The 24,716-nt window shown below is 67.5% G+C and carries 20 protein-coding genes and 1 riboswitch; of the genes, 10 read left to right on the top strand and 10 right to left on the bottom strand.

Annotation, left to right across the window (positions count from 1 at the left end; translation table 11 throughout):
• Positions 1-8 precede the first annotated feature (8 nt).
• Entirely contained in the window at positions 9-443 is a 435-nt protein-coding gene (locus tag DPM12_RS21255; protein ID WP_112260356.1) for a TIGR03667 family PPOX class F420-dependent oxidoreductase, read from the bottom strand.
• A 105-nt stretch (positions 444-548) separates the two neighbouring features.
• On the opposite strand from DPM12_RS21255, the gene DPM12_RS21250 reads away from it, so the two are divergent.
• Entirely contained in the window at positions 549-1,181 is a 633-nt protein-coding gene (locus DPM12_RS21250; protein WP_112260355.1) for an alpha-ketoglutarate-dependent dioxygenase AlkB, read from the top strand.
• 209 nt (positions 1,182-1,390) lie between these two features.
• Here DPM12_RS21250 and DPM12_RS21245 read toward each other — a convergent pair whose 3' ends face one another.
• The gene (locus DPM12_RS21245; protein ID WP_112260354.1) at positions 1,391-2,083 is read right to left on the bottom strand and encodes a phosphotransferase; all 693 of its coding nucleotides are present in this window, start codon (positions 2,081-2,083) and stop codon (positions 1,391-1,393) included.
• 75 nt (positions 2,084-2,158) lie between these two features.
• A riboswitch (TPP riboswitch) is annotated at positions 2,159-2,251 on the top strand.
• 56 nt (positions 2,252-2,307) lie between these two features.
• Here DPM12_RS21245 and thiM point away from each other — a divergent pair.
• From thiM to serA, 5 genes are all read left to right on the top strand, one after another.
• Positions 2,308-3,117, top strand: a complete 810-nt coding sequence (gene thiM / locus DPM12_RS21240) for a hydroxyethylthiazole kinase (RefSeq protein ID WP_112260368.1) — start codon at positions 2,308-2,310, stop codon at positions 3,115-3,117.
• On the top strand, positions 3,117-3,794 hold the full coding sequence (gene thiE, locus DPM12_RS21235; protein ID WP_112260367.1) for a thiamine phosphate synthase: 678 nt from the start codon (positions 3,117-3,119) through the stop codon (positions 3,792-3,794). Before thiM ends, thiE begins: the two co-directional genes overlap by 1 nt.
• Positions 3,791-4,645: a bifunctional hydroxymethylpyrimidine kinase/phosphomethylpyrimidine kinase gene (gene thiD / locus DPM12_RS21230; protein ID WP_245951337.1), complete on the top strand. Its 855-nt coding sequence runs from the start codon at positions 3,791-3,793 to the stop codon at positions 4,643-4,645. Before thiE ends, thiD begins: the two co-directional genes overlap by 4 nt.
• 102 nt (positions 4,646-4,747) lie before the next feature.
• On the top strand, positions 4,748-5,413 hold the full coding sequence (locus DPM12_RS21225; protein ID WP_112260352.1) for a TenA family protein: 666 nt from the start codon (positions 4,748-4,750) through the stop codon (positions 5,411-5,413).
• 231 nt (positions 5,414-5,644) lie between these two features.
• Positions 5,645-7,234, top strand: coding sequence for a phosphoglycerate dehydrogenase (serA, locus tag DPM12_RS21220; RefSeq protein WP_112260351.1), 1,590 nt, complete (start codon positions 5,645-5,647; stop codon positions 7,232-7,234).
• A gap of 402 nt (positions 7,235-7,636) precedes the next feature.
• Here serA and DPM12_RS23460 read toward each other — a convergent pair whose 3' ends face one another.
• Complete coding sequence (locus DPM12_RS23460) at positions 7,637-8,194, bottom strand: hypothetical protein (protein ID WP_164465260.1); 558 nt, start codon at positions 8,192-8,194, stop codon at positions 7,637-7,639.
• Positions 8,195-8,256: 62 nt separating this feature from the next.
• On the opposite strand from DPM12_RS23460, the gene DPM12_RS21215 reads away from it, so the two are divergent.
• The gene (locus DPM12_RS21215; RefSeq protein WP_112260350.1) at positions 8,257-9,294 is read left to right on the top strand and encodes a 3-isopropylmalate dehydrogenase; all 1,038 of its coding nucleotides are present in this window, start codon (positions 8,257-8,259) and stop codon (positions 9,292-9,294) included.
• A gap of 203 nt (positions 9,295-9,497) precedes the next feature.
• Complete coding sequence (locus tag DPM12_RS21210; protein ID WP_112260349.1) at positions 9,498-10,595, top strand: branched-chain amino acid aminotransferase; 1,098 nt, start codon at positions 9,498-9,500, stop codon at positions 10,593-10,595.
• 2 nt (positions 10,596-10,597) lie between these two features.
• Here the strand turns inward: DPM12_RS21210 and DPM12_RS21205 are convergent, their stop codons facing one another.
• Genes DPM12_RS21205 through DPM12_RS21175 form a run of 7 tightly spaced genes read right to left on the bottom strand, consistent with a single transcriptional unit; the run spans position 10,598 to position 18,306 of the window.
• Entirely contained in the window at positions 10,598-11,095 is a 498-nt protein-coding gene (locus DPM12_RS21205) for a GNAT family N-acetyltransferase (RefSeq protein WP_112260348.1), read from the bottom strand.
• Positions 11,096-11,122: 27 nt separating this feature from the next.
• Entirely contained in the window at positions 11,123-12,217 is a 1,095-nt protein-coding gene (hpaD, locus tag DPM12_RS21200) for a 3,4-dihydroxyphenylacetate 2,3-dioxygenase (RefSeq protein WP_112260347.1), read from the bottom strand.
• Positions 12,218-12,232: 15 nt separating this feature from the next.
• Complete coding sequence (gene hpaE / locus DPM12_RS21195) at positions 12,233-13,729, bottom strand: 5-carboxymethyl-2-hydroxymuconate semialdehyde dehydrogenase (protein WP_112260346.1); 1,497 nt, start codon at positions 13,727-13,729, stop codon at positions 12,233-12,235.
• Positions 13,730-13,731: 2 nt separating this feature from the next.
• On the bottom strand, positions 13,732-14,676 hold the full coding sequence (gene dapA / locus DPM12_RS21190) for a 4-hydroxy-tetrahydrodipicolinate synthase (protein ID WP_112260345.1): 945 nt from the start codon (positions 14,674-14,676) through the stop codon (positions 13,732-13,734).
• Positions 14,673-15,377 carry a GntR family transcriptional regulator gene (locus DPM12_RS21185; RefSeq protein WP_112260344.1) on the bottom strand — a complete coding sequence of 235 codons (705 nt, stop codon included), beginning with the start codon at positions 15,375-15,377 and terminating at the stop codon, positions 14,673-14,675. Before DPM12_RS21185 ends, dapA begins: the two co-directional genes overlap by 4 nt.
• Positions 15,359-16,819, bottom strand: a complete 1,461-nt coding sequence (locus tag DPM12_RS21180) for a fumarylacetoacetate hydrolase family protein (protein WP_170313734.1) — start codon at positions 16,817-16,819, stop codon at positions 15,359-15,361. The genes DPM12_RS21185 and DPM12_RS21180 overlap by 19 nt, the downstream gene beginning before the upstream one ends.
• A gap of 41 nt (positions 16,820-16,860) precedes the next feature.
• Entirely contained in the window at positions 16,861-18,306 is a 1,446-nt protein-coding gene (locus DPM12_RS21175; protein ID WP_112260343.1) for an aldehyde dehydrogenase family protein, read from the bottom strand.
• A 253-nt stretch (positions 18,307-18,559) separates the two neighbouring features.
• On the opposite strand from DPM12_RS21175, the gene DPM12_RS21170 reads away from it, so the two are divergent.
• Both DPM12_RS21170 and DPM12_RS21165 read left to right on the top strand, forming a co-directional pair.
• A complete protein-coding gene (locus DPM12_RS21170; protein WP_112260342.1) occupies positions 18,560-20,086 on the top strand; it encodes a GMC family oxidoreductase in 1,527 nt (508 codons plus the stop codon).
• Between the two features lie 148 nt (positions 20,087-20,234).
• On the top strand, positions 20,235-24,716 hold a 4,482-nt coding region (locus DPM12_RS21165; RefSeq protein ID WP_170313733.1), incomplete at its 3' end, for a VWD domain-containing protein.

The following is a 24,716-nucleotide window of genomic DNA, read 5'->3' as shown; positions in this document are numbered from 1 at the left end:
GACCGTTCCTAGAAACCGCGTACGCGGGTGATCCGGATCCGTACCGGGGCGGAGTAGGTGGTGCCGAACGCCTCGATGCTTCCGCTCACGTGGATCATGCCGCTGCGGTACTTGTCCAGATAGGGACCGGACTCGTGCGGCGGAGCCTCGTCGTGCACCCGCTCGGCGACGCCCCGCAGGACAACGATGTCGCCGCCGTCCTGGTTGCTGTTGAAGTGCAGCGATACCTGGGGCCGTGCCGCCATGTGGCCCATCCGGTAGGCGTCGGGCAGGTTGTAGGTGAGGATCTGGTCGGCGCCGTCCCAGAGGAACCAGACCGGATTCGGCTGGGGCGTGCCGTCCTTGCCGACGGTGGTCAGCCAGATCAGCCACTCGTCGCGCAGCCGTTCACGTACGCGCCGGCCGAACGGTGTCGCGGGATCGGGGAGAACGTCAGAACTCATGGACCGACGATACTGCCTGCTTCCGCACCGCTCGCCAGTGGACCCCGGGGCACCACCCGATCGCCGGTACTGGAACACGCGTTCGATAGCCGGTATGTTGGCAGCATGGAGATAGCCCTGCAGGGTTCCTTGCTCGACGGCATCCAGGACGGGCCGGCTCTGGAGGAGCTCGGCACGTCGGTGACGCGGCGCGAGCTCAGTGCCGGAGCGTGGCTCGACGTCCGTCCCGGATGGGTGCGCGGTTCGGATGAGCTCTTCTCCCGGCTCGTGGAGGATGTGCCCTGGCGCGCCGAGCGGCGGCAGATGTACGAGCGGATGGTGGACGTCCCCCGCCTGGTCTGCTGGTACGGCGAACACGACGCACTGCCCGATCCGGTTCTGGAGCAGGCCCGGCAGACGCTGAGCGATCACTACCGCGACGAGCTCGGCGAGGAGTTCTGCACGGCCGGCCTGTGTTTCTACCGCAACGGCCAGGACAGCGTCGCCTGGCACGGGGACACCATCGGGCGGAGCAAGCACGAGGACACGATGGTCGCGATCGTCTCGCTCGGTGAGCCGAGATCGCTGTTGCTGCGGCCGCGAACGGGCGGTGACACCTTGCGCTACCGCCTCGGGCATGGAGATCTGCTCGTCATGGGCGGCTCCTGCCAGCGGACATGGGAGCATGCGGTGCCCAAGAGCGCCCGCGTCGTGGGGCCGCGGATCAGCGTCCAGTTCCGGCCGCGAGGAGTGGCGTAGAAGGCGCCGCCATCCTGCCGGCTATTCCTGCCCGGCGTCGTCGACCGCCGTGGTTTGCCAAGCCGCCGTCGCCCTCGTGGCGGGTGACTTCGATGCCGAGACGTGCAGTTATTCGTGGATCTGGCGGTTTTCTCGCACGTGTGGGCAGCAAAGTCGGTCCGCGTCGGTCCGCGTCGGGACCGGCGTCGCCGATGCGGAGCTGGGCGCAGCTAGGCGGATGCCAGCTCGTCGACGAGGGCGGCCGCAGCGGTCAGGGCGAGCCGTTCTGCCTTCGTGATCTGCGGGTCGGCGGTGCGCAAGGTCACCGCATGGTCGAGCATCGCGCCCGGTTGACCGCCCACACATGCCACGAAGATCTCGACGAGTTCGCGTGCGGTGGCGGCGATGCTCGCGCCGCCACTGACGGCCACGCTCATCTCCTCGCTGATGGCGACCTGGGCCAGGATCAGCGCGGAGAGCGCCACGTCGAGGTCGGGTGGCCCGTCGCCGGCGTTGCACCAATCGATGAGGTACGGGCCGGAGGCGGTGAGGATCACGTTGTCCGGGTGCAGGTCGAGATGGACGACGCTGCTTCCCGCACCGGCGGGGTGCAACGGGGGCACGCCATGGAGTCCGGCGTGCAGATCGGCGAGGATGCGCCCGGCCGTATCCACGTCGACCTGCCCGTGCAGCAGCGCATGCACCATGGTCGGGCCGTCGAGGCGTTCCATCTCCAGTTCGGCACCTTCGGCGCGGTACACGTCCGGAGCCGGAAAGCCATGGGCCCGCACGTGGTTCATGATCGCCGCTTCGGTCGCGACGTCCCATCCGTCCCGGTAGCGGCGCAGCACCCGCGTGTCGGCGACGGCGTAGACGTCGGCGGTGCGTCCGGTCGCCAGGAGGGGGAGCGGGCCGCTGGGCATGTCAGGAGCCTAGCGCGTTCGGCCGTGAGTCCGACGTTTCTCTTTGGCCGGGCGGCGCGATAGGTTGGGAAACGTACCGATCGGCCGGGGTGCCTACGAAGGGCTGAGATCACACCCGCCGAACCTGAACCGGGTCATGCCGGCGCAGGGAGCCGACACGGCGGTACGGGTCCGGCAGCCCGTCGCAACCGCGCCACTCCCTCCCGGCTGGAGAGGAGCGCATGATGGCCGATTCCACGCTTCCCGGGTCGGCCGACGTCTGGGCGTGCGCCGATGCGGTGCGTCGTGGCGGCCCGCTGGTGCACAACGTCACCAACTACGTCGCCATGGATCTGTCCGCCAACGCGCTCCTCGCCGTCGGCGCGTCACCGGCCATGGTGCACGCGCACGAGGAGGTCGTCGACTTCGCGCTCCTCGCCGATGCGCTCGTGGTGAACATCGGCACGCTCTCCCCGAACTGGGTGGAGTCGATGCGGCTCGCGGTCCGGGCCGCCACGGACCGCGGCATCCCGTGGGTGCTCGATCCGGTTGCCGCGGGCGCGACGTCGTACCGCACGCAGGTGGGCGCCGAGCTGCTGGCGCATCGCCCCACGGTGGTTCGCGGCAATGCCAGCGAGATCCTGTCCCTGGCCGGCATGACCGGCCGGGGCAAGGGCGTGGACGCCACCGACGAATCGGGAGACGCGCTCGAGGCCGCGGTTGCGCTGGCCCAGGTCACGGGCGGGGTCGTGGCGGTGACCGGCGACGTGGACGTCGTGACGGACAGGCGCCGGACGGCGCACGTCGCTGGCGGACATCCCCTCATGGCACGGGTGACCGCGATGGGCTGCGCGGCCAGTGCCGTCGTCGGGGCGTATGCGGCCGCCGTTGCCGATCCCTTGATGGCCACGGCCAGCGCGCTGGCCGTGTTCGGGCTCGCCGGTGAACGTGCTGCCACCGGTGCCGTCGGCCCGGGGACGCTGCGCTGGCGTCTGCTCGACGAGCTGTACGCACTCGAGCAGTCCACCGTGCTCGCCGGGACCCGGATATCGTGATGAGCTCCGCGAATGGCCTCGACGTCCGGCTGTACGTCGTCACAGATCCGGCGTTGACGCCAGCGGACCGGCTCGCCGAGATGTGCGTCGCGGCGGTGCGCGGTGGTGCGACCCTGGTTCAGCTGCGGGATAAGAAGGCACCGGACGGCGAACTCGCGGCGATGGCTGCCGGCCTGGCCAGGGCGCTGGCACCGTGGCGCGTGCCCCTCGTCGTCAACGATCGGCTCGACGTGGCGGCCGCGACGGGCAGCGGTGTCCATCTCGGTGTACACGACGCGACACCGGCGCAGGCACGCGCGCGGCTGGGCCACGAGGCGATCGTGGGGCTTTCGGTTGAGGCACCGGAGCAGCTCGACCCGGAGCGGATCGATCCCGCCTCGCTCGCGGCATGTTCGTATCTGGCGGCCAGCCCCGTGTGTGAAACACCGACGAAGATCGACACGCTCGCCCCGCTCGGCCTCGCGGGTGTCACCGCGATACGCCGGCGCAGCACCGTGCCGCTCGTCGGGATCGGCGGGATCAACACTCCACAGCGGGCAGCCGAGGTGATCGCGGCGGGCGCCGCTGGCGTCGCCGTCGTGTCCGGCGTGTTCGCCGCCCCCGATCCGCAAGAGGCCGCGCGGGCGCTGCGGGCGGCCGTCGACGATGCCCTCGCCAGGAGGAGAGATCAACCATGACATCTACGACCACGACGCCGGGCACCAGCTCGTCGAGGTTGCCGGGCATGACACCAACCGTGCTGACGATTGCCGGGTCCGACCCGTCCGGCGGGGCCGGCATCCAGGCCGACCTGAAGACCTTCTCGGCACTCGGCGCGTACGGCGCCGCCGCGCTGACCGCGCTGACCGCGCAGAACACCCAGGGCGTGCGGGGCGTGCTGCCGATCGCCGGCGACTTCGTCGCCGACCAGCTCAGCGCCATCTACGACGATCTCGACGTGCGGGCGACGAAGACCGGCATGCTCGGAGGGCCCGACGTGGTGGACGCCGTCGTCGACGCGGTCGGCCGCTATCGCGTGCCCAACGTCGTCGTCGATCCGGTGATGGTGGCCGCCTCGGGTGATCGCCTCGTGTCGGACGAGACGGTGGCCGCCATCCGGGATCGCCTGGTGCCACGCGCGAGCATCATCACGCCCAACCTGCCGGAGGCGGCCACCCTGCTGGGTTGGGATGAGGTACGCCCGGACAGGATGGCCGAGGCCGGGGCAGCACTGCGGGAGCTGGGCGTGCCGGCCGTCGTCGTCAAGGGTGGACATGATGGCGGTCCGGAGGCTGTGGACGTGCTCGTCGACGAGAACGGCGCGCAGGAGTTGCGCGCCACGCGGGTGGCGACGAAGAACACGCACGGGACCGGATGCACGTTCGCCTCGGCGATCGCCGTCGGCCTGGCCCGGGAGCGGTCCGTCTACGAGGCGGTCGCGGAGGCCAAGCGCTACTTGACAGCGGCCCTGCAGGCGGCGGACACGCTGCACGTGGGCGGTGGTCACGGCCCCGTGCACCATTTCCACGCCCTGTGGCACTCGCCATGAGAGACCCATGATCATGAAGACTAACCGACCTATATGGGCGGTTAGTCTTCATGATCATGGGTGTCGGCACACGTCGTTCGTACTAGAAGGAGTTGAGGCAGTATGGGTTTCTCGGCGGACGCCTGGGACCGGGCGAAACCGTGGTTCGAGGCGATCCTGGCGCACCCGTTCGTCCGCGAACTCGGTGACGGCACGCTCGATCGCGCGATCTTCCTGCGATACATCGTCGACGACGCGCACTACCTTGTGCGCTTCTCCCGGGCACTGGCCACGACGGCCGCCCGGTGGCCGGAGCCGGAGGGTGCGGCGTCACTCGCCCGGTTCTCCGCCGGCGCCATCGAGGCCGAACGCCAGCTACACGCCTCCCTGCTGGAGGAAGGCGGGATGAACATCGACGACCTGGAGGCCGAGCCGACGCCGACATGCCTGGCCTACATGAACACGCTGCAGTCTGACGCGTCGCTGGCGCCGGTACCGGTGGCGCTGGCCGGCCTGCTGCCATGTTTCCGGATCTATGCCGAGGTGGGCCAGCACCTGGCCGGCGTGCTGTCCGAACGCCCGGACCACCCGTACGCGCCGTGGATGTCCATGTACGGGGACCCGGAGTTCGAGGCGGACACGAGGCGGGCCGAGGAACTGGTGGATGCGGCGGCGGCCGGCGATCCGGGACAGGTCGAGCAGATGCACGCGGCCTACGCGCGGGCGACGCGGTTCGAGTGGATGTTCTGGGACGCGTCGTACCGCGGTGAGAGCTGGCCGACGCCGTGACGGGGCGCAGCCCGTCGCCGGGCGCGGGCGGATGCGGATGACCTGCGCCCGTGCGGGCGGATGACCTGGACATTCGCGACATCGGCGGCTGGTCCGACCAGTGCATGTGAGATTTCGGACGTCGCGAGGTGGCTACGGAGCCGTTAGAATCGGTCGCGACCGGGCCCAGTGTCGCGCTCGCTGAATGGATCATGTGAACGACGCACGACACTAGAAGAGGGTGTTCATCACGTGAGCAAGCCCGTCGTACTTATCGCCGAAGAGCTCTCGCCCGCCACGGTCGAAGCGCTCGGCCCGGACTTCGAGATCCGCTATACGGACGGTGCCGACCGCTCCGCATTGTTGCCGGCCATCGCCGATGTCGATGCGATCCTGGTCCGCAGCGCGACCAAGGTCGACGAAGAAGCGATCTCCGCCGCCTCGAACCTCAAGGTCATCGCCCGTGCCGGCGTAGGCCTGGACAATGTCGACGTCAAGGCCGCAACGCAGGCCGGCGTCATGGTCGTCAACGCCCCCACGTCCAACATCACGAGTGCCGCCGAGCTGGCCGTCGGGCTGTTGCTCGCCACCGCGCGAAACATCGCCCCCGCCAATGAGGCGCTCAAGGGCGGCGAATGGAAGCGGAGCAAGTATTCCGGTGTCGAGCTGTACGAGAAGACCGTCGGCATCGTCGGTCTCGGGCGCATCGGCGCGCTAGTCGCGCAGCGCCTCTCCGGATTCGGCGCCGAGCTCATCGCCTACGACCCGTACGTGTCCACGGCGCGGGCAGCCCAGATGGGAGTGCGCAGCGTCAGCCTCGACGAGCTGCTGGCCAAGAGTGATTTCATCACCGTGCACCTGCCCAAGACGCCGGAGACGGCCGGGTTGATCGGCGAACAGGCGCTGGCGAAAGTCAAGCCGAACGTGCGGATCATCAACGCCGCGCGTGGCGGGATCGTCGACGAGCACGCGCTGGCCGTGGCATTGAAGGAAGGCCGCGTGGCCGGTGCCGGTATCGACGTGTTCGCCTCGGAGCCGTGCACCGAATCGCCGCTGTTCGATTTCGAGTCCGTGGTCGTCACGCCGCACCTGGGTGCCTCGACTGAAGAGGCGCAGGAACGCGCCGGAATCTCGGTGGCCAAGTCGGTGCGGCTGGCGCTGGCCGGAGAGCTCGTGCCGGACGCGGTGAACGTCAAGGGTGGCGCCATCGCGGAGGACGTTCGCCCGGGCATCCCGCTGGCGGAGAAGCTCGGCCGGATCTTCACCGGGCTCGCCGGGGGAGTCGCGGCACAGCTGGACGTCGAGGTGCGAGGCGAGATCGCCGCGCACGACGTCAAGGTGCTGGAGCTGGCCGCGCTCAAGGGAGTGTTCACGAATGTGGTCGACGATCCCGTGTCGTACGTGAATGCCCCGGTGATCGCCGCCGACCGCGGTGTCGAGGTGCGCCTCGTCGCACATGAGGAGTCGTCGGACTACCGCAACGTGATCACCGTGCGTGGTGTCATGTCCGACGGGCACACGGTGTCCGTGTCGGGGACGCTGTCCGGACCGAAGCACGTGGAGAAGATCGTCGAGGTTCTCGGCTACGACATCGAGGCGTTCCCCGCCGAGCACATGGCCTTCTTCCGCTACAACGATCGTCCCGGAATCGTCGGGGTGGTCGGGCGCATCCTCGGCGAAGCCGAGATCAACATCGCGGGCATGCAGGTCAGCCGGGATACGCGAGGTGGGCACGCCCTCATGGCGATGACGGTCGACCAGGCGCTGCCCGGTCCCGTGATCGACAACATCATCGAGGCGATTGGCGCCGAGTGGGGTCGTAACGTCGACCTCGTCGACTGACTCGCCTTCGCCCTCGCGAGCCAGTCACCTCTCCACCACCATCCTCGGCCCCAACCCGGTCACCTCGGGTTCAGAATGATCATGTTTGGTACGTTTCCTCGGGCCGTAACACGACTGCAGACGTGTTACGGCCCGAGGAAACGTACCAAACATGATCATTCTGGTTCGCGGGTAGGTGGGGTGGTGGATCGAGTGTCTTGAAATGTGAGATACTGCGCTGATTGGCGAGACAACTCCCGCAGCGTGAGCGTAACCTGCATTCTGTCATGCAGTGGTCGGTACGCATTCTTAGCTGCCGCGGCGGGGCCCGTTAGGCCGGCTCCCCGTCGCGGAGTTTCGCGTATCCAGCTGGCCGATCCGTCCCGACGAGGACACTGCACAGTTCCGAAACCCGGACATTGGTCAGCGGCCACTCATCAGCGGACCCGGAAACCACGAGTGTGGGTTCCGCAGGTGGGAGGCACCGGACACCTCCCGTAGATGTCGGCGCGATCCGCCGCGAGTACCGGTACGTCCTCGTCGTCCATGTTCGTTCGCATGGTGACTGCCTTTGGGCGAGGCGTTTTCCGCCGACATGCGCATCCCGTGTACGCGGGATGGGTCCGAGTAGGAATGATCAGAATGATGACCGAAGAGCAGCAGACAGCTCAGCAGGCGTTGCAGGAGGCCCTGGATCGCCGCGACAACGGCGGCGAGACCGGCCACTGATCGACGCGGGAGTTCGAACCGGCATGTGTCCGGGTTCATCAACCGGCGCACGAGGTTCGCCACCTGGCGCACGAGGTTCGCCACCTGGCGCACGAGGTTCGCCATCTGGCGCACGAGGTTCGCCACCTGGCGCACGAGGTTCGCCACCTGGCGCGCCGGGTGCGGCTGCGGGCTCGCGCCGACGGCCCGAGCCCGCAGCCGCACAGCACCACAGCGCACCCTCCGTGCCCGTCCGGGCACGCTGCCCCGCACGAGAAGTCCATATCGTGAGAGTTTCGTACCGGCATTCGGACATCCGGGTTACGGTGTGAGCCATGACGCAGAACATCAACCTCGCCGTCGTTCCCGGCGACGGTATCGGCCCCGAGGTGGTCGGCGAAGGGCTGAAGGTCCTGGACGCCGCCCTCACGGACACGAAGGTATCGAGCTCCGAGTTCGATCTCGGCGCGCGCCGCTGGCATGCCACCGGTGAGACGCTGCCGGACTCGACTCTCGACGAGCTTCGTACGCACGACGCCATCCTGCTCGGAGCCGTCGGGGATCCGGGCGTCCCGAGTGGCGTACTCGAGCGGGGCCTGCTGCTGAAGCTGCGTTTCGCGTTCGACCACTATGTCAACCTCCGGCCATCGCGAATCTTTCCCGGCGTGACGACGCCGCTGGCCGATCCGGGCGAGGTCGACTTCGTTGTCGTCCGCGAGGGCACCGAGGGCCCGTACGTCGGCAATGGCGGTGCGCTGCGTGTCGACACCCCTCATGAGATCGCCAACGAGGTGAGCGTCAACACGGCGTTCGGGGTGGAGCGGGTGGTCCGCGACGCCTTCCGGCGTGCACAGGCCCGGCCGCGTCGCCATCTCACCTACATTCATAAGCACAACGTGCTCGTTCACGCCGGTCACTTGTGGCGGCGCACTGTCGAGCGGGTAGCCGCAGAGTACCCGCAGGTCGACGTCGAGTACCTGCACGTCGACGCCGCCACCATGTTCCTGGTGACCGATCCGTCCCGGTTCGACGTCGTGGTCACGGACAACCTTTTCGGCGACATCGTCACAGATCTGGCGGCGGCGATTTCCGGCGGTATCGGCCTCGCGGCCAGCGGCAGCGTCAACCCGGATCGCACGGCGCCGTCGATGTTCGAGCCGGTACACGGTTCGGCTCCGGACATCGCGGGCACCGGAACGGCGGACCCGACGGCGACGGTGCTGTCGGTGGCACTGCTGCTTGAACACCTGGGGCACACCGACGAGGCGCGCCGGGTGACCGAGGCGGTCGCCTCGGATCTCGCCGAGCGTGGTGACGCTCCCCGCCGTACCAGCGAGATCGGCGACGCGATCGCTGCCCGGGTCCGCAGCTAGGAGCTCCGGGCGGCGAACAAGCGAACGCCGGCCGCGCTCTCCCACCGGCGAGTCCGGTCCGAGAGTGCGGAAGGTATTTACGCGACGACGGGGGAGCGGTAATCTCTAGTTGGACGTCCTACTATCTTGGGATTGTCCGCTCCAAAAGGGCCGCGCGCATCGGCGTCGACCCGTTCCACCACTTCTCGTGAAAGGGATCCGTCATGGCAGTGAGCACGCCGGCATTGGAGTTCTCGACGACGTTGTCGTCGAATCCGGTACCGGCGGCACAGCGTGCCGAGATCCTCGCGTCGCCGGGCTTTGGCACCCGGTTCACGGACCATATGATCAGCGCCACGTGGACCCCGGAGGCGGGCTGGCACGATGCCGGGTTGCGGCCGTACGCGCCACTGTCGCTTGACCCGGCGACGGCCACCCTGCACTACGCGCAGGCGATCTTCGAAGGCCTCAAGGCGTACCGTCACGACGACGGCTCGATCTGGGCGTTCCGGCCGGAGGCGAACGGCGCGCGGTTCGCCCGCAGCGCGGCGCGCATGGCGTTGCCAGAACTGCCGGTCGAGTCGTTCGTCGAGTCCCTCGATCTCCTCGTGCGCACGGACGCGGAGTGGGTTCCCTCCGGGAGCGAGGCCAGCCTGTACCTGCGTCCTTTCATGTTCGCCTCGGAGGTCTTCCTGGGGGTGCGCCCGGCCAAGCACGTGACCTATGCGGTCATCGCCTCTCCGGCTGGTGCCTACTTCGCGTCGGGGGTCAAACCCGTGAGTATCTGGCTCACCTCCGAATACACCAGGGCGGCTCCCGGCGGCACCGGAGCTGCGAAGTGCGCGGGCAACTATGCGGCCAGCCTGATCGCGCAGCAGGAGGCGCTCGAGAACGGCTGCGATCAGGTGTGCTTTCTTGACGCGCTGGAAGGCACCTGGGTCGAGGAGCTCGGCGGGATGAACTTGTACTTCGTGCGTTCCGACGGCTCGGTGACCACTCCGGAGTTGACCGGCACGATCCTGGAGGGCATCACCCGCGACTCCATTCTCACGCTGGCGGCGGATCTGGGTCACAAGGTCGAGGAACGTCCCGTGTCCATCGACGAATGGCGGGATGGTGTCGCCTCGGGCGAGATCACCGAGGTGTTCGCGTGCGGAACGGCGGCGGCCATCACCCCGTTGGGCCGGCTGGCGTGGGACGGCGGCGAGCTCTCCATGGGTGAGCGTCCGGGCCCGGTCACGCAGGCTCTGCGTGAGGCGCTGCTCGACGTGCAGTACGGCCGGGCACCAGATCGGCACGGCTGGATGCACCGCATCGCCTGACGTCAGGTGAGCTGGCGCTCGAATTCGAGTTCGTGACGCAGCGGTATGCCGTCCACCTCGACTGGAATGGACGGTTTGAGTTCGGCCCGGGCGCGTGTCACGGCGTCGCGGTGCACGGCGACGAGATCGAAGCCGCGTCGCTGGTAGAAGCGTATGGCGTGCACGTTCTCGTTGGTGGTGATCAGCCAGAGCCGGGACGCGCCAGCCCGGCGGGCGGCCTCTTCCGCCGTCCGGAGCAAGGCCGTTCCGACACCCCGCCCGGCCACGGTCGCGTCGAGCGTGACGATCTCCCACTCGTCGCCGTCCGTGTGGTAGGTGAGCAGGCCAGCTAGCTGGTCACGCACTTCGGCGATGAAGCCCGGAAGCTGCGTCGCGTCGTACACGACGCCGTGGGCGGCCACCGCCGCCTCGCTCCACGAATCGGCCAGAAGACCCCGGACGGCTTGGTCGTCGCCCGCACCGAGGGGACGTACGGTCACCGATTGGTTCGTGCCAGTCACGGCCCACGAGTCTAGCGGGTTCCCCGTTCAGATCTGGGTGCCGAGTTTGAAGCCCGTGCTGGTGTCGCCCTCGCGGGCGTAGGAGAAGCCGTCGGCGCCGACGGTGACGTCCATCTCGTTCGAGTCGGTGCGCGGCACCACCTTCTGTACCCGCCCGTCCAGATCCAGCACGTCCGACGCCTCGGTGTACCAGCTCGGCACCACCGGATTGCCCCACCAGTCGCGGCGCTGGTTGTCGTGCACGTCCCAGTGGATCACCGGGTTGTCCGGATCGCCGGTGTAGTAGTCGTGCGTGTAGATCTCGATCCGGTGCCCGTCGGGGTCACGCAGGTAGAGGTAGAACGCGTTGGACACGCCGTGCCGTCCCGGGCCGCGCTCGATCACGTCCGATTGGCGCAGCGCTCCCAGGTGGTCGCAGACGTGCAGGATCTGGTGCCGCTCTTGCGCGGCGAACGCGATGTGGTGCAGCCGCGGCCCATCGCCGCCGGTCAGTGCGATGTCGTGCACGGTCGGCTTGCGGAACAGCCAGGCCGCGTAGACGGTGCCGTCGCCGTCGACGATGTCCTCCGACACGCGGAAGCCGAGCCCCTCGTAGTAGCGGCGCGCCGCCGGCACGTCCGGGGTGTTGACGTTGAAGTGGTCCAGCCGGGCCAGCGCGCCGGCCGGGTGCATGTCGTAGCGCTGGGTGAACCGCTCGGTGTGCTCGGCGGTGTAGAAGAACTCGATCGGGAAACCCAGCGGATCTTCCACCCGCACCGCGGCACCGATGCCGCGCGTCGCGCCCGCCGGGCGGCGTTCGACCCGTACCCCCAGCTGCCGGTAGTACGCCTCGGCGACGTCCAGCTCGGCCTCGCTGCGCACCCGGTAGGCCAGCACGCTCAGCGCCGGGACAGCACCCACCCGGACGATCAGCGAGTGGTGCAGGTACTCCTCGAAGGCGCGCAGGTAGAGGGCGTGGTCGTCTTCGTGGGTGACCACCAGGCCCAGCACGTCGACGTAGAACGCCCGCGCCGCGGCCAGGTCAGTGACGATCAGCTCGGCGTACGCGCACCGGATCACGTCCGGCGGCGGCACGGTGGGCAGGGACGGCGTCGTTGGCGGGGTCGGCGTCGTGTCGGTCATGGCTGCTCCGTAGCGTTAGTTGGCGCCGAAGCGGGCCGTGTGCACGTCACCGAGGGTGATGTGCACGGCCTGCTGGTGGGTGTAGAAGTCGATGGAGCGGTAGCCGCCCTCGTGGCCCAGGCCGGAGGCCTTCACGCCGCCGAACGGCGTGCGCAGGTCGCGGACGTTGTGCGAGTTCAGCCACACCATGCCGGCCTGCACCTGCTGGGCGAACGTGTGGGCGCGGGTCAGGTCGGCCGTCCAGATGTAGGCGGCCAGCCCGTACGTCACGCTGTTCGCCAGCTTCAGCGCCTCGTCCTCCGAGTCGAACGGGGCGATCGCCACCACCGGCCCGAAGATCTCCTCCTGGAAGATGTGCGCGTCCGGCGTGACGTCGGCGAAGACCGTCGGCGCGACGTAGTTGCCCTGCTCCAGGCCCTCGGGACGGCCCCCGCCGGCCAGCAACCGGCCCTCACTCTTGCCGATCTCGACGTAGCGCATCACCTTCTCGTAGTGCTCGGGATGCACGAGGGCGCCAACCTCGGTCGCCGGATCGTGCGGATCGCCGACGACGACGTTGGCCGCGCGCGCCGCGTAGCGTTCGCAGAATTCGTCGTAGACGGACCGCTCCACCAGGATCCGGCTGCCCGCGGTGCAGCGCTCGCCGTTCAGCGAGAACACTCCGAACAGGGTGGAATCGAGGGCGGCGTCCAGGTCGGCGTCGGCGAAGACCACGGCTGGCGACTTGCCGCCCAGCTCCATCGACATGCCCTTCAGGTGCTCGGCGCAGTTGCGGTAGATGAGCTGGCCGGTGGTGGTCTCGCCGGTGAACGAGATGAGCGGCACGTCCGGGTGCTTGACCAACGCGTCGCCGGCTTCCTCGCCGTAACCGTTCACCAGGTTGAACACGCCGTCAGGCAGGCCGGCCTCGGCAAAGATCTCGGCCCACAGGCTGGCCGACAGCGGGGTGAACTCGGCCGGCTTGAGCACCACGGTGCAGCCGGACGCCAGCGCGGGCGCCAGCTTCCAGCTCTCCAGCATGAACGGGGTGTTCCAGGGCGTGATCAAACCGGCCACGCCTACGGGTTTGCGGTTGACGTAGTTCAGCTGCCGGCCGGGTACCTTGTAGGCGTCGTCGGCCTGCGCGACGATCAGATCGGCGAAGAAGCGGAAGTTCTCCGCCGCCCGCTGGGCCTGCCCGAGCGCCTGCGTGATGGGCAGACCCGTGTCGAACGTCTCCAGTTCGGCCAGCCGGGCGTCCTGCGCCTCGACCGCGTCGGCGATCCGGTTGAGCACGCGCGCCCGGGCACGCGGCAGCATCCCCGGCCAGGGGCCGTCGTCGAACGCCCGCTTCGCGGCGGCCACCGCGCGGTCGACGTCTGCGGCCTGCCCGGCCGCGGCGGTCACGTACGCCCGGTTGGTCACCGGATCGAGGACGTCCAGGGTCGCGCCGGAGATGCTGTCTACCAGCGAGCCGTCGATGTAGTGCTGGATCCGCTCCGGCAGGTTGTCGGGGACGTAGTGCTCGGGCATGCTCACGCACCTTCCAGGGTGAATCCGTCGACGGGGGACAGGTACTGCTCGCCCTGCGCCAGCAGCTCCGTCATGCGCTGCTGGCCGGCGTCGGTAGGCGGGATCAGCGGCGGGCGCACGTAACCGGAACCGATGAGCCCGCGCTGCTCGAGCACCCACTTGCCCGGTGCCGGGTTCGTCTCCACGAACAGCAGGTCGACCAGCGGGTGCAGGCCGTAGTGCAGCTCGCGGGCCCGCTCCAGATCGCCCCGTTCCCATGCCTCGAACATCTGCGCGACGGCGGCCGGAGCGATGTTGGCGGTGGCGCTGATGAACCCGTCGCCGCCGAGCGACAGCAGCGGCAGGCACAGCAGCTCGATACCGGACCACACCAGCAGGTCCCGCCCGCACAGGTGCAGCACGCGGGAGAAGTGCTCGAAGTCCCTGGTGGTCTCCTTGACGCCGACGAAGTTGTCGACGTCGCGGTACAGGCGAGCGACGGTTTCCGGGGCGATATCGACGGCGGTGCGCACCGGCACGTTGTACGCCACGATCGGCAGGTCCGGGAACTCCAGCGCCACCGTCGTGTACCACTCGTAGAGTGCCTGCTGGGTGGGCCGCGCGTAGTACGGCGTGATGACCAGCACCGCGTCCGCGCCGGCATCCCGCGCCGCGGCCGTGAGCTCCAGCGTCTCGTCCAGCTTGGCCGAGCCGGTACCCGGCAGGAACGGCACCCGGTCGGCCACGACGTCGGCGACGGTACGGATCGCCGACGCGCGCTCGGCCACCGTCTGCGAGCTGGGCTCGCCGGTCGACCCGCCGATCGAGATGCCGTGCGAGCCGGACGCGAGCTGCCACTCCACCAGGGTGGCCAGGCCGGCGTGGTCCACCTCTCCGGACGCGGTGAACGGCGTCATCACGGGCGCGATGGAACCCCTGATCTGCTGCGGGTTCGAGCGGTATTTCATCGTGGTCCTTCCTGCGCGGCATCCCGGTTGCGGCGCTCGGCGCGGTACTGGAGGAACGCGTCCAGGGTGGCGATCCGGTGCTGGCGCGCGGCCATCTCGATGTCCAGGGCGGAGGCGCCGCGCTCGATGAGTTCGAGGATCTTCTCGTGCTCCTTCACCGACTCGTGGGCGCGGCCGGGCACGAAGCTGAACGTCGAGTCGCGCAGCGCGTTCAACCGGCCCCAGCCGCGATGCACGAGGTCGAGGACGTGCGGGTTGGGGCAGGACTCGAAGAGGACCGAATGGAACTCGCGGTTGAGCTCGGTGAAGCGGTGCGGGTCGAAGTGGTCGAGGCACTGCACCATCTGCTGGTTGATCTCGCGGGCACGCCGGAGGGCGTCCTCGGGCAGCGACGGCGCGGACAGCGACGTGGCGTATCCCTCCACGAGCGCCAGCGTCTGCATCGTGTGCTGGTACTCGATCTCGTCGACCATGGCGACCTGGGCGCCGACGTTGCGCTCGAACGTCACCAGGCCCTCTGCTTCGAGCATCCGGATCGCCTCGCGCACTGGCACCACGCTCACGTCCAGTTCCCGGGCGATCTGCCCCAGCACGAGCCGGTAACCCGGGCTGTACGCGCCGCTGGAGATACGTTCGCGGATCCACCAATAGGCGCGCTGGGACTTGCTCTGCGCGGCCGGAGTCACCGATTCGCCCGCCATTCGGCGTACCTCGCCTTCCACTCGTCGTTCATCGGATACAGCCCGTCGACACCCTCGCCCTTCGCGACCTGCTCGGCGATGAAGGTCTCCTCGCGCTCCTGCTCGATCGCCCCGGCCACGACGTCGTCCACCAGCCCCGGCGGGATGACGAGGACGCCGTCGTCGTCGCCCACGATGACGTCACCCGGCTGTACCGCCGCGCCGCCGCACGCGACGGTGACGTCGACGTCCCACGGCACGTGCCGGCGGCCGAGCACGGCCGGATGGGCGCCCGCGTGGTAGGTGGGGATGTCCAGCGCCGCCACGGCGGCGAGGTCGCGCACGCCGCCGTCGGTGACGATGCCCGCCGCGCCGCGCGTCTGCGCCCGCAACGCCAGGATGTCGCCGACGGTGCCGGTGCCGCGCTCCCCGCGCGCCCCGATGACGAGCACCTCTCCGGGACGCAGGGCGTCGAACGCCTGCTTCTGTGCGTTGTATCCCCCGCCGTACGCGCGGAACAGGTCTTCGCGGTAGGGGACGAACCGCAGCGTGCGGGCTCGCCCGACGAGGCGCGTGCCCGGGCGGGTGGTGGCGAGGCCGTCGACGGACACGTCGTTATACCCGCGCTTGCGCAGCTGCGCGCTGAGGGTTGCCGTGCCGACGCTGTTGATCTTCTCGATGAGCTCGTCGGTGAGCGTGAACTCCGGTGCCAGGCCGGCCGCCGCCGCGCTGCCCCAGGCCTCGATGCGCTGCGCGTCGTCGACCCGCGGCTGCGCGCCGTAGTCGCGGAGCGGGTCCGTGCCCTCGACCACCGTGGTGACCAGCCGGCCGGACGTGCGCGAGCCCTCCGCGTGCGGTACATCGACCTCCACCTCGACGACGTCGCCCGGCTGTACGACGGACGCTCCCGCCGGGGTGCCGGTGAGGATGACGTCGCCCGGCTCCAGCGTGATCAGCTGGGACAGGTCCGCCACCAGCTGGGCGAACGGGAACAGCAACGTCGCCGTCGTGTCCTCCTGCACCAGCTCCCCGTTCACCCACGCGCGCAGCCGCAGCGCCGCGGGGTCGACGTCGGCGGCCGGGATCAGGTCCGGGCCGAGGGGAGTGAACCCGTCGCCGCCCTTGGATCGCAGGTTGGAGCCGCGGTCCGCGTGCCGCAGGTCGTAGACCCCGAAATCGTTGGCCGCGGTCACCCCGGCCACGCACGACCAGCCGTCCTCCGGCCGCACCCGCCGTGCCTGGCGGCCGATGACGAGCGCGATCTCTCCCTCGAACGCGAGCAGCTCGGTGCCGGCCGGCCGCTCGACCTGCCCGCCGGACCGGGCCACTGACGTGGACGGTTTGAGGAAGTACGACGGCGACGCCGGGATGCGTCCGCGCTGCTCGGCGCGGGACCGGTAGTTGAGATGGACGGCGATGACCTTGCCTGGCCTGGCTGGCACCGTGCCTTCAACACCCATCATAACTCACAAAAACTCACAATATCTCAAAACATATACGATCTCTAGTAACCATAGTTCACCCAGACCGACTTCACCTCGGTGTAGGCGTCGATGGCCCACGGCCCCATCTCGCGACCCCAGCCGGACGCCTTGTATCCACCCCACGGCGCGGCCATGTCCGGGATGGGCGGCATGTTGACGAACACGCCACCGGCCTTGATCCCGGAGGTCAGCCGCTGCGCGGTCTGGATGTCGCGGGTCCAGACCGACGCCGCCAGGCCATACTCCGTGTCGTTGGCCCGCGCGATCAGGGCGGCCAGCTCGTCGTCGTCCGCGTAGGTGGTGACCGAGAGCACCGGCCCGAAGATCTCCTCACGCATGATCGTCATCTGGTCGGTGACACCGGTGAAGATGGTCGGCGCGAAGAAGTAACCGTCCCGGTGCACCCGCGTCCCACCCACCACCAGCTCCGCGCCCTCGTCGCGGCCGGTACCGACCAGGCGCTCCACGTGCCGGCGATGCTTGTCCGACACGAGGGGTCCCAGCTGCGTCGACTCGTCCAGGCCGGGGCCGATGGCGAGCTCGCTCACTCCGGCCGCCATCTTGTCGACGAACTCCTGCTCGCGCTTCCGGTCGACATAGAACCGCGTGCACGCCGCGCAAACCTGGCCCGAGTTGTGCGTGGACCCCAAAATATTGCCGCTCACCGCCGCGTCGATGTCGGCGTCACCGGCGATGATGCTCGGCGCCTTTCCGCCCAGCTCCAGGGTCAGCCGCTTGAGGTTGGACTCCGCGCTGGCCTTCGTGATCATCTTCCCGACAGCGGTGGAACCGGTGTAAGACAGGTGGTCGACGTCCATGTGCGCGCTCAGCATGGCGCCGACGTCGCCCTCACCGGTCACGAGGTTGACCACGCCGCGGGGGAAGCCGGCCTCCCGGGTCAGCTCGATCAGGCGGATCGTGGTCAGCGGGGTGACCTCGCTCGGCTTGATCACCACCGTGTTACCCGTGGCCAGGGCCGGCGCCAGTTTCCACGCCAGGATCATCAGGGGGAAGTTCCACGGCGTCACCAGCGCGTTCACACCGATCGGCTCGCGGCGCGTGTAGTGGAACGTGTCCGGGAACGACACGGGATTGGTGGTGCCCTGGATCTTGGTGACCCAGCCCGCGTAGTACCGGAAATGCTCCACCGCTCCGGCCACGCTCACCTGGCGAGACATGCCGATGGGCTGCCCCTGGTCCCGCGTTTCCAGCCGGGCAATCTCCTCGGAGTTCTGCTCGATCAGGTCGGCGAGCCGGAACAGGAGCGCCGCGCGCTGCACGGGCAGCAAGCCCGCCCACTCGGGCGCGTCCAGCGCGCGGCGCGCCGCCCCCACGGCAGCGTCCACGTCCGACCGGGACGCGCTACCGACCTCGTCGATAACCTGCGCACTCGCGGGGTCGACCGTGGCGAAGCTGCCGCCGGACGCCCCGGTCCACTCTCCGTCGATGAACAGGCGTGTGGCCATGGTCGTCTGCTCCTCTGCCGTAGGGGCGTCATGCGGAAGGGGAGGGACCCACCGCGCGAATCAGTATTGAACGGCGCCTCCCGGCACGTCTTGTCCAGGCAGGCACGGCCGTTGTCGGCGAGTGAAGGCCTGATCGCCAGGCATGCCGGTGCCATGACGCCGCGTGGCACGGTCAGACAACAACCCGCACCGGCGCGCACACGGCGCATCCCCGTGGGGCCGGTGCTGGCTCGACCGATCCAGGAGGGACGCGATGCCCGGACGCGCTGATGTGATCGTCGTGGGTGCCGGTTCGGCCGGCTGCGTCGTCACCCGGCGGCTGGTGGACGCCGGAGTACGCGTCGTCCTTCTGGAGGCCGGCGGTCCGGACGCGAACCCGGCCATTCACGACCCGTCCCGCATGGGCGAGCTGTGGCACGGTCCGGAGGACTGGGATTTCTACACGGTCCCGCAGAAGCACGCCGCTGGCCGCCGGCTGCACCTGCCACGCGGCCGGGTTCTGGGCGGCTCGCACGCGCTCAACGGCATGATCTGGGTCCGCGGCTGCCCGCACGACTTCGACCACTGGGCCGAGCTGGGCAACCCCGGATGGTCCTGGAACGACGTCCTCCCGATCTACGCGGCGATCGAGCGCCGCTCCGGTACCGGAGCCACGTCACCGGGGCCACCCGGCATCGAAGGGCTGCTCGACGTGGCGCCGAACCTGCCCCTGCACCCGATCCAGCAGTCGATCGTCGACGCGGCGATGCAGCTCGGCCTGGAGTTCAACCCGGACTACAACGACGGCGAGCTCGACGGCGTCTCCGTCCAGCAGGTCACCATGCGCGCCGGGCAGCGGGTGAGCACCTGGTCCGCCTACGCGGCACCGGTCACGGGCGCGCCAAACCTCACCGTGCGCACCGGTGCCGTCGTGCGCCGGCTCCTGCTCGCCGGTACGCGTGTCACCGGCGTCGAGTTCGAGATCGGGAACCGGCAGCATCGCGTCCTGGCCGACCAGGTGATCCTCTGCGCCGGAACCATCGGCTCCCCGGCCATCCTCCTGCGCAGCGGCATCGGACCGGCCGACGAGCTGCGGGCGGTGGGCGTCGACGTCGCTGCCGACCTGCCGGGAGTGGGCACGAACCTGCACGACCACCTGCTCTGCCCGGTGATCTTCGGCACCACCCGGCGCCAGGTGGAACCGCCGCGACCGGGCCGCTCGGTGACACAGACACACCTGTTCTGGCGCAGCCGCTCCGGCCTTGCGGTGCCGGACACGCAGCCGATCCACTTCAGCGTGCCCATGTACGAGCCATGGATGCAAGGCCCGGAGGCCGGCTTCTCCCTCATGGCTGGAATGATCTCGCCGGAGAGCCGTGGACGTGTCCGGCTCTCCGGCGCTCGCCCGCACGACGAGCTGCTCATCGACCTGGACGCGCTGGCCGATGAACGGGACGTCGACAGCCTGGCCGCCTCCGTGGAGCAATGCCGCGAGATGGGACGGTCGGCGGCGTTGGCCGGAGAATGGGGCGCCTACGAGCTCTACCCCGGCCCCGGCGTGACCGGCGAGGCCGCCGTTCGGGACTACGTCCGGCGCGCCGCGATCACGTACCACCACCAGGTTGGCACCTGCACGATGGGAGTGCACTCCATGGCGGTGGTGGATCCCTCGCTGCGCGCGCACGGCGTCAACGGCCTGCGCATCGCCGACGCGTCCGTCATGCCACGGGTGACCACCGGCAACACCAACGCACCGTCGATCCTGATCGGCGAGCGGGCAGCGTCGTTCGTCCTGCGATGAGGTGCAGGTCTGGCGCCTCACCGGAAGCGAACAGCGTGGCCACTGCGCTGCTGACAATCAACCTCCGCGGCGACTCCTGGTCAGTTCCCGACATTCCAGAAGTCTTCCCGCGTCACAATGACCAAGATCCGTGATCTTGGCCCCTAGCGTGGTGATCAACGATCTTGTATCGTGCTGGGCAACTCGCCGCAAGCGTGATATTTCGGGTGGGGGCACTATGCGCCGGTTGTGGTTGTTCGTCGCTGCGTTGCTGGTGACCGCGTTCTTTGTTCCGGTTCAGGATCGGTGGTCGCCGTCGGTGGCTGATGCGGCGGCCGAGTGTTCACCGAATAGCGATAGCTGGACCATTCGCCGTGCGGGCGAGCGGGATAAACGGTGTGTTTTTAATCATATGTACTCAACCCGCAAGCGTATTAAGTTGCAATGTCTAAAGGCGCGGCCGCAGCTAGGGACGCATATTTATCAGTATGCGAGTGAATGTAGCCCGAATGGGGGAATAGAGTCGATCGGTCAGGCGCGCGCGATCAAGTATCTGAGTGATCGTCTTGGCCGGACACCGCCGGGAGTCGAATCGAACGAAGTGATCGACCCGGAAGTTCAATGGGAGACGGTCCTTGGTGGTGGCATGTCCCGCCCGGATATCGTGTATTACGACCGTGTCGGCTCGACATTTGCGCATGTGATCGAGGCGAAAGTCGCCGACAATCAGAAGTATGAGGACTGGTCTGCGCAGGTGGCGCGCTATTCGGCGGCTCTTGAAGCCGATGGCATTGAGAATGCCTTCGCGGGAACGGTTCTTAATCAGTGGGGCCCGTATGAGGACTGGTTCCAGGTGTACGGGCAGGAAAAGACGTGCAAGACGGCTGACGGCACTGCGGGTTATGTGCTTCGGACGTTTCGGGCGACCTCGCCGGAGCCTGGGCTCTTGCATATCGAAGAGCGCAAGAAGTCACGGAAATGTGAAAAGGAGAAGAGGCAGCCCGGGCCGGAGGACCAGGCCCGGGAGGAGCCCGAGGATGTGGAAGATGGTCTGTTTGACTGGGATGTGCCGCCCGTGATTCTTCCGGTGATCCAGCGCATCACGCCGGCGACGGCCACGTCTCTTGCTGGTGACGTGGCCGCGTATGGCAGCGTGGAAGCCGCGGCAGCAAACATGACGTCGCAAGTTGAGCGATACTTGGCGACACAGACTGGTCAGGTGATCCTTCGCGAGGCGGGTTTCCTGACGGTGCGTGCCGCGATTTCCAGTTTGGGTATTGTCGGTTGCATCGCGATGATCTATATGTTCTGGCTGGAACACGAAGCGGGTTCTATCAAGGGTGAGCCACATTTCATCACCAACGATGGACTGGGTTACGATTTGCAATCTGTCGGGGAATTCATCGTGGCGCGCTCGGAGAAATACAACCTGGAAGTGCAGGGCCGTTTGACGCCGGCACCTGGCAATCGTGATGTGTCGGTGATGTTCCAGGCTGCAACCGAGGTGAGCGGATACCGCGTCGAGTTCGACGAGAACGATCTATATATTGATGGCGAGTTGCGCGAAATAGCGGATGGTGACGTGCTGTACCTGGGAGACGATAGCTATATCGTTCGTACAGAGGGACAGTATGTTGTCGCGTGGGATGGGCTGCATGGGCCGGTGATGTCTTGGCGTCGAGGGTTTGCCCGCGTGTGGCTTCCCCCGGGGCCGGACAATGACCTGGAGGGCCTGCTCGGGAACGGTGACGGCAATCCGGACAACGATTTGCGGCTATCCGATGGCACGCAACTTCCGGCCGATACATCGCCAGAGGTGCTGCACGCGGATTTCGCTGATTCGTGGCGTATCACGAATGATCAATCATTCTTCTCGTACGCAGAGGGGGAGAGTACCGAGACATTTACTGACCTTGAGTTCCCGGAACATATCGTGACGGTGCACGACCTGAGCCCAGACGAGGCTCAACTGGCGTCGGAACAGTGTGAACAGGCTGGGATGCCTGCCGGAGTGGAGTTCAATTCATGTGTGCTGGACCTGGCCATCACGGCGGATGAGACGTTCGCGGACGCGTCGATGATCAGCCGTGCGGCCACTGTCGATCCGCAGGCGCAGTCTCTGGACGAGAACGGCAACCTGGACATCGACTACGAAACAGAACCTATGGCCTCGAACGTTGTGCCTTCCCGGGTGTCATCCGATGAAGCGACCACGTCGTTTGCGGGATCGTTCGGCGACAGGGAAAGCTACCGCTTCTACGTGCAGGAACTTCCCCCACACGTTGAGGGGACATTGACGTTTGACGTCCTTGCCATCGGGGATTGGGCTGCGGACGAGGATACGGAGACGATCACGGTAACGTTCGACCGGGACGAAGACGTCGAGATTGAACCGGTCACGGAGGAACTGCTCGACAGTGGCACGCTGGAAAGTGGCGTACCCTTCAACACCTACCGCGTGTCGGTGCCATTCACGCATACGGACTATCAAGCGGAGGTGACGTTCAAATCGACGGGTGTTACCGGGCTTGCGGACCAGGCATACGGGTTGGACAACATCACGTTTGACCTCGAGGTGCTTCCTCCCGAGTCGTTCCACGGCTCGCTCCCACTCGAGATTGATGAGAACCAACCTGATCAGGGCGCGGGACACCTCGAGTCGGCGGCGTCGCAGGAGGTATACACGTTCGACTTGCCCGAGGCGGGATCGTTGTATGTCGATCCGCAGCAATGCTTGGGCAGCATGGGGCTGTGGTTGGACTGGCACCTTGTAGACGCCGACGAGAACGTCGTCGCGGAGCGTAGCCGCTGCAGGGGCAAGCGAATCGATGACCTGTCGGCTGGCACGTACGAGCTGGTGGTGAACGACCGCAATGGGAGCACGGGAACCTACTCGCTCAACGTCACACAACTCGACGGCGACGTGGTGGACGTGCTCACCGTGAACGGCGCGCAATCCTCGGTGACCACCACATCGCCGGGGCAGAACGTGTTCTGGTCGTTCGACGGTACCGCGGGCCAGGAGATCGGGATCTCGCTAAGTGACGGAGACCTGGAGTACAAACAGGACGCAAAGGCCCGGCTGCGTGGGCCGGACGGCTCGGTGCTCGTGGAGAGCTCGTGCGGCACGTGGTGCTTGCTCGAGGTCTCATCATTGCCAGCCGACGGTGAATACACCCTTGAGTGGGACCCAGACGAGGCCCGTACCGGGACAATCACCGCCCAGGCGTATGAGCTTGCTGACATTACCACCGAGCTTGACGTCGACGGGCCTGCTGTCGAGTGGGCGACTACCCATCCAGGACAGCAGGTGATCTGGTCGTTCGAGCCCACGGTTGACGAGATCGGGATCGCATTCACCAACGGAAACATGGACTACAACCATCACGCCGAAATCCGGCTCCGGGCACCGGACGGTTCGGTACTCGTGGACGAAAACTGTGGCCTGTATTGCACCGTCGAAGTCGAGGCGTCTATGGAGGGGCAATACACCCTCGAATGGGATCCCCGCTACGGCCACGTGGGCAGCATCACAGCACGCGCGTTCAACGCAGCCGACGTCACCGGTGAAGTGGCCATCGATGGTGATCCGGTGGAGCTTGCGACCACGGCGCCGGGGCAGCAGGCGGTGTGGTCGTTTGATGGTCAGGAAGATCAGCAGGTGCTGATCGAGATGTCGGACGGGACGCTGGCCAACTATCAGTCGGATGGGGTGATGGTGCTTGCCCCCGACGGATCACAACTATTGCGCGAGTCCGGCTGTGGCGTCGGCTGTGTGTTTGACCCGACGGTGTTGCCGCAGTCGGGTACGTATCAGATCGTGTTCGATCCCGACGACGATCACACGGGCGCTTTGACTGCCCAGTTGTACGAGGTGCCCGACGATGTCACTGGTGAAGTGGTTATCGATGCTGATGCGGTGGAGCTTGCGACCACGGCGCCGGGGCAGCGGGCGGTGTGGTCGTTTGATGGCCAGCAAGATCAGCAGGTGTTCTTCGAGTTGTCGGACGGGTCGTTGGGTACGTGGGACGCGGCGGTGTCGGTGGTGGCGCCGGATGGGTCGGAGCTGCTGAGCGACACATCCTGCGGCACCGAATGTGCGTTTGGTCCAACCGTGTTGCCGCAGTCGGGTACGTACCAGATCGTGTTCGATCCCGATGGCACTGAGGTGGGGTCGTTGACCGCGCAGCTGTACGAGGCGCTCGACGATGTCACTGGTGAAGTGGTTATCGATGGTGATCCGGTGGAGCTTGCGACCACGGCGCCGGGGCAGCGGGCGGTGTGGTCGTTTGATGGCCAGCAAGATCAGGAAATCGAACTGGCGATGTCGTCGGGCACGCTCGGTACGTGGGATGCGGCGGTGTCGGTGGTGGCGCCGGATGGGTCGGAGTTGCTGAGCGACACATCCTGCGGCACCGAATGCGTGTTTGATCCGGCGGTGTTGCCACAGTCGGGCACGTACCAGATCGTATTTGACCCCGACGCCGCACACACAGGGTCGATAACTGCACAGGTGCGTGAGGCCAATAATGATGTCACTGGTGAAGTGGTTATCGATGGTGATCCGGTGGAGCTTGCGACCACGGCACCGGGGCAGCGGGCGGTGTGGTCGTTTGATGGTCAGGAAGATCAGCGGGTGTTTTTCGAGTTG

It is taken from the genome of Phytoactinopolyspora halophila (assembly GCF_003287285.1).
In the GTDB taxonomy this organism is placed as follows: domain Bacteria; phylum Actinomycetota; class Actinomycetes; order Jiangellales; family Jiangellaceae; genus Phytoactinopolyspora_A; species Phytoactinopolyspora_A halophila.
The sequence above is the reverse complement of the archived record's forward strand: the minus strand, read 5'-3'. Positions and strand labels throughout refer to the sequence as shown.